The sequence below is a fragment of the Rhizobacter sp. P2_H3 genome (genome assembly GCF_056403355.1).
The window spans coordinates 1-5,019 of the sequence record NZ_JBFUFQ010000322.1; the positions used below are offsets into that span (position 1 = coordinate 1).

General features: G+C 67.1%; 8 protein-coding genes. 5 read left to right on the forward strand and 3 right to left on the reverse strand.

The window, feature by feature from the left end:
* The 4 genes from tagH to AC1D1T_RS29890 form a co-directional block, all read left to right on the forward strand.
* The coding region (gene tagH, locus AC1D1T_RS29875; protein WP_477993073.1) for a type VI secretion system-associated FHA domain protein TagH at positions 1-863 on the forward strand (863 nt) is incomplete at its 5' end.
* A gap of 7 nt (positions 864-870) precedes the next feature.
* Complete coding sequence (locus AC1D1T_RS29880; protein ID WP_197067018.1) at positions 871-1,692, forward strand: PP2C family protein-serine/threonine phosphatase; 822 nt, start codon at positions 871-873, stop codon at positions 1,690-1,692.
* A gap of 79 nt (positions 1,693-1,771) precedes the next feature.
* Positions 1,772-2,365: an OmpA family protein gene (locus AC1D1T_RS29885; protein WP_047511033.1), complete on the forward strand. Its 594-nt coding sequence runs from the start codon at positions 1,772-1,774 to the stop codon at positions 2,363-2,365.
* A 2-nt stretch (positions 2,366-2,367) separates the two neighbouring features.
* Entirely contained in the window at positions 2,368-2,646 is a 279-nt protein-coding gene (locus AC1D1T_RS29890; protein WP_477993075.1) for an excisionase family DNA-binding protein, read from the forward strand.
* Here AC1D1T_RS29890 and AC1D1T_RS29895 read toward each other — a convergent pair.
* Positions 2,637-2,849 carry an ORF6N domain-containing protein gene (locus AC1D1T_RS29895; RefSeq protein ID WP_477993078.1) on the reverse strand — a complete coding sequence of 71 codons (213 nt, stop codon included), beginning with the start codon at positions 2,847-2,849 and terminating at the stop codon, positions 2,637-2,639. The two genes, AC1D1T_RS29890 and AC1D1T_RS29895, sit on opposite strands and share 10 nt — an antisense overlap.
* Before the next feature lie 78 nt (positions 2,850-2,927).
* On the opposite strand from AC1D1T_RS29895, the gene AC1D1T_RS29900 reads away from it, so the two are divergent.
* Positions 2,928-3,407 (forward strand): GNAT family N-acetyltransferase, encoded by a 480-nt coding sequence (locus AC1D1T_RS29900; protein ID WP_477829161.1) that lies wholly within the window; start codon positions 2,928-2,930, stop codon positions 3,405-3,407.
* A 52-nt stretch (positions 3,408-3,459) separates the two neighbouring features.
* Here AC1D1T_RS29900 and AC1D1T_RS29905 read toward each other — a convergent pair whose 3' ends face one another.
* Positions 3,460-3,840: a hypothetical protein gene (locus AC1D1T_RS29905; RefSeq protein WP_477829162.1), complete on the reverse strand. Its 381-nt coding sequence runs from the start codon at positions 3,838-3,840 to the stop codon at positions 3,460-3,462.
* 875 nt (positions 3,841-4,715) lie between these two features.
* Positions 4,716-5,019, reverse strand: a 304-nt coding sequence (locus tag AC1D1T_RS29910; protein ID WP_477993080.1) for an ABC transporter ATP-binding protein, incomplete at its 5' end; no start/stop codon positions are given.

Genomic DNA, 5,019 nt, shown 5'->3' on the forward strand with positions numbered 1-5,019 from the left:
ACATGACGCAGGTCAGCGCGCCGCGCCCGCCGGCGCCGCCCCGGGCTGCACCGCCGGCTGCACGCATCCGCGGCGACGACCTCACGCCGACGACGACGATGCCCGGCGTGCGCCCGGCCCGGCCGTCGCTGATGACCTCGGCACCGATGCCGCTGACGCCGATGCCGCCCACGCCGGTGGCACCGCCCGTGGCTGTTCCACCGCCCGCCACGCGCCCGCCCGCGGCCGCCCCGGCCTACGCCGCCGGCGACACCACGCCCGACGCGCTGTGGGCCGCGTTCTGCGAAGGCGCGGGCATCCAGCTGCAACCGCCGCAGGGCCTGAACCCGGCGCTGATGCGGGTGATCGGCGAGTTGCTGCGCCATTCGGTGGACGGCACGCTGAAGCTGGTCGCCACGCGGGCCGCCGCCAAGCAGGAGCTGCGCGCCGATGTGACGATGATCCAGGCCCGCAACAACAACCCGCTGAAGTTCTCGCCGGATGCCGGTACCGCGATCGAGCAGCTGCTGCAGCCGCCGATGCGCGGCTTCATGGTCGGCCCGGCCGCGGTGCACGATGCGATGGACGACCTGGTCGGCCACGCGATCGGCACGATGGTGGGCATGCGCGCCGCGCTCGAAGGCGTGCTCAAGCGCTTCGAGCCCTCGCAGCTCGAGAGCAAGCTCTCCGGCAACAGCGTGCTCGACAGCGTGCTGCCGATGAACCGCCGCGCCAAGCTCTGGGAACAGTACCTGCAGCACTACCAGCGCATCCACGAAGACGCCCAGGAGGATTTCCACGAGTTGTTCGGCAAGGCCTTCATCAAGGCCTATGAAGACCAGCTGGACCGCCTGGACGCCGAGCGCCATCCGGGCCGCACCTGACGGACGCATGCCCATGCTGCAAGTCGAGATCGCCGCCCGCAGCGAGGTAGGCGGGCGAAGCCGCAACGAGGACGACCTGCGCCACGGCGTCAGCGGGCCGTTCTGCTATGCCGTGCTGGCCGACGGGGCCGGCGGGCACCGGGGCGGCAACGTCGCCTCCGACATGGTGGTGCGCATGACGGCGCTCGGCCTGCAGTCGGCGACGCAGGCGACGCCCGAGTACCTGACGCAGCTGGTGTGCGACACGCATGCGGCGATCAACGAGCAGCAGCAGGGCAAGCGCAGCGCCGAGCGCATGCATGCGACGCTGGTCGCGCTGTGGATCGACATGCGGCGCGAGGAAGCGCTGTGGACGCACGTCGGCGACTCGCGCCTGTACATGCTGCGCCATGGCCGCGTGTGCCACGTGACGCGCGACGACAGCGTCGTGCAGCGCATGGTCGACGCCGGCTACCTGACGCCGGAAGAGGCGATCGACCACCCGCACAAGAACCAGCTGCTCAGCGCGATGGGCACCGAGGGACCGGTGGAGCCGAGCACGCTGGAGACCCACATGCCGATCGAGGACGGCGACGCCTTCCTGCTGTGCTCCGACGGCTGGTGGGACCTGTTCTCGAAGCGGGCGATCGAGTCGGCCTTCGCCGCCGCCGATTCGGCCGGGGACTGGCTGGACCGCATGGGCGAGACCATCCGCGCCGCGGCCAAGCCGAAGCAGGACAACTACACCGCGATCGCGGTGTGGGTCGGCGATCCGTCGGAAACCACGCGGATGTCGGGGTTGTGGGAAGACGACACGCTGGGCGACGGGGCGGGCAAGGCGGCCCCTTGATCGTGGGATGCGTGACCTTCGTCGCTTCCGATGGGGGGTGGCAGCGGTCATGATCGCGGAATCTGTACGGAGGTCCCTGATGGACACGCTGAGCTTCAATTCGTCTTCGCTGCGCCGCACTGCCGGGCTGGTCCTGGCTGCCGCGCTGGCTGCCCCGCTGCTGGCCGCGCCGCTGCGCGCCCAGGATATGGGCGACACCCGGGTGCTGAAGGGCAACAAGGTCACCGAGGCCAACCTGCTGGACGCGCTGACGCCGCCGCCTGAGCCGGTCGTCACGCGCAGCCTGAAGGTGAGCCGCGACGGTGCGGGCGTCTCGGCGCCGGAGCGCAAGGCGAGCGCCTCGCTGCTGATCACGTTCCTGACGAACTCGTCGGAGCTGACCGAATCGGCGAAGCAGCAACTCGACGTGGTGGCCGGTGCACTGAAGAACGACCGGCTGGCCGACTACACCTTCAACGTCGAAGGCCATGCCGACCCGCGGGGCAACGCCGACGCGAACATGGTGCTGTCACAGCAGCGCGCCGAGAGCGTGCGCGACTACCTGGTGACGACGCACAGCATCGCCGCCGACCGCCTGAAGGCCGAGGGCAAGGGCGACCACGACCTGCTGAACCGCGCGGTGCCGGCGGCGCCGGAGAACCGGCGGGTGACGATCGTGACGAACACGAAGTAGGCATGCCAGACAGAGAGCCGGTGGCCGGCAACGCCACGCAGGTGGCGTCGGCCCAGGCAGAACTGACGATCCAGGAGGCCGCCGACATGTTGAACGTGTCGCGCCCTCGTCTGCTGAAGCTGCTCGAAGGCGGATCACTGCCGTTCCGCCAGACTGGCACGCAGCGGCGCATCCGATTCGTCGACCTGATGGCGTTCAAAGACCGGCGCGACCGCGACAGTGATGCCGCGCTGGATGAACTGGCGCAGCAGGCGCAGAACCTCGGAATGGGCTACGAGTAGGCCTCGCCGTTCACGGTGGTGTAAGGCGCCTGCGTCCTGGAGAATTTCAATTTTCGGAGGTGGTCACGGTTCGTGACCACCTCCACCTTCTCCTCGGGGCTGAGGGCAAACAGGAAGTCGCGAGGAAATCGATTGGCATTCCGCTTGACAGCCCGGTTCAGCACCTTGGTCGACACACCCGTACAGCACGGCCAAGTCGGCATCAACAATCACCTTGTGGCCACGCACGACCGGGATGCGGCTCCCAATGGCCGGCTGACTCTCGCGTAATATCGCTCGCCATGTCCGACATGCTCGTCACCCTCTACAAGCTGCCACCGCTCGACGACGCGCTGGCCTCGGTGCAACGCCACGGCATCACCGTGCGGCGGGCGCTCGCGCCCGAGAAGCCGCGCATCCTGGCCTGGGCGGCCGAGCATTTCCCCGGCTGGGTGGCCGAGATCGATGTCGCGATCGGGCGCCTGCCTGTCGCCTGCTTCATCGCCGTGCGCGAGCAACAGATCGTCGGTTTCGCGTGCCACGACGCGACCTGCAAGAACTTCTTCGGGCCCGAGGGCGTGCTCGATGCGGTGCAAGGTCAGGGCGTCGGGCGGGCGCTGCTGCTGGCCGCGCTGCATGCGCAACGAGACCTCGGTTATGCCTACGCAGTCATCGGCAGCGCCGGGCCGAAGGCGTTCTACGAGAAGACGGTCGGCGCGGTCGTGATCGAGGGATCGTCGCCCGGGATCTATGCCGGGATGCTGCGGGCAAGCCTCGAATAGGATCTGCGCTTCGAGCACAACGCTTTCGAGGCTGGCTCGGCAAGCAAGGCCGTCAGCCTCTCAATCCAGGGCGACCGTCGGCTCCCAGACCATAGAAGTAGAGTTGGTCCGGAACAGAGACGGGCGCCTCGGGCGGGGCCGACGAGGGTCTGTGGAGAACGCCCTCGGCAATGACCATCAGCGCGTAGACCCCCAACGCGATACCCACCCCCGGCTCGTAGCCAGCAAGCCCGCACGCGATCGTTGGAGGCAGCATCGACAGTTTGACTCTGGCCCAGCCTTGGTTGTGAACTGCAAGGAATTCCCTGGCGCCATCCCGAACGAACCCGATGCCGTCACGGGCCGAGCCCACATGCTCTTGAATATGCAGGCTCTCGTCGAGAGTGACCAGGGTGTTGGTCAGCAGTTGCGACCGGTTCAGATTTCCAAACATTTGAGGTCTTGCTCCAATTTCGTGTGGCACCAATGCGAACCCGCACCGGAGTTGCCCATCGCAGGTGCCCGGTCATGGACGCTCCATGAGTGATTGACTTCGCAGATTCGATCCCAACGGCCGCGCATCGACCCACTTTGCGGATCTGTAGTTGAAGCACCTACTCATCGCACTCCTGCGGCGGGAGCCCCTTCGAGTCTTGTGACCCATCAAGCGATTGCAAGCCGTCAGAAGCCGAATCGGAATCGCCTACCCGAACTTCGCGCAACTCTTCGGAAGGTCTCTCACCGCCTGAAGCGTCGGGATCCTCGGCGTCGGCTGTCGAATCTTCGCGATCACTTGGGTTTTGACAGGACTGCCTCCATCGCTCGCCCCCCTGGGTAGTCAATGCGGTTCCAAGGCTCGACATCACCAGGAAACCTGCAATGGCCGCCAGGGTCGCAGCAGAGGAAAGGTTTTCATCGCTCAGCAGACTGAGGAGGTACCCGCCCATGCCAAGGCTTGGCAAACCCGCAGCCACCATGGCGCGTCCCGGATTGCGTTCAACGCACCCACAAGACGAACGTGCGAGACCTCGGGCGGTATTGAATTGGCGCTCGATAAAGCTTCCTCGCTCCTGTCCAGCGGGCCCCTCCTGCAAACTGAAAGAGTTGCTCCGCGATCGGCCTGTCGTTGGCGATGGAGTGCTCATGTCGGGTTCCTTTGAAGTCCTGGAGGCCATTCATGCCCCGACCGAACCCGCCCATGGCAGGTCGACGATCAGGACACCGAATGAGTGACCAACGGGTCGATCCGGTTCCACCGTGAACGATGTCTTCGTCCGTCTCTGCAGCCATCGCTCCCGCGATGGCCACACACACCGACACCGCGGGCACTCAGTCGACCAGCCGCCCCTGCTTCAACCGAAGCACCCGATCACAGCGCTTCGCCAGCGCCTCGTCGTGCGTGACCATCACGAAGGCCGTGCCCTGGTTGCGCGCGAGTTCCAGCATCAGCGCGAACACCCCATCGGCCGTCTCGCGGTCGAGGTTGCCGGTCGGCTCGTCGGCCAGCACGCAGGCCGGCTTGCCGGCCAAGGCCCGCGCGATCGCGACGCGCTGGCGCTCGCCGCCCGACAGCTCCGACGGCCGATGCTGCACGCGTGCCGCCAGGCCCACCTGCGCGAGCACCGCCTGCGCC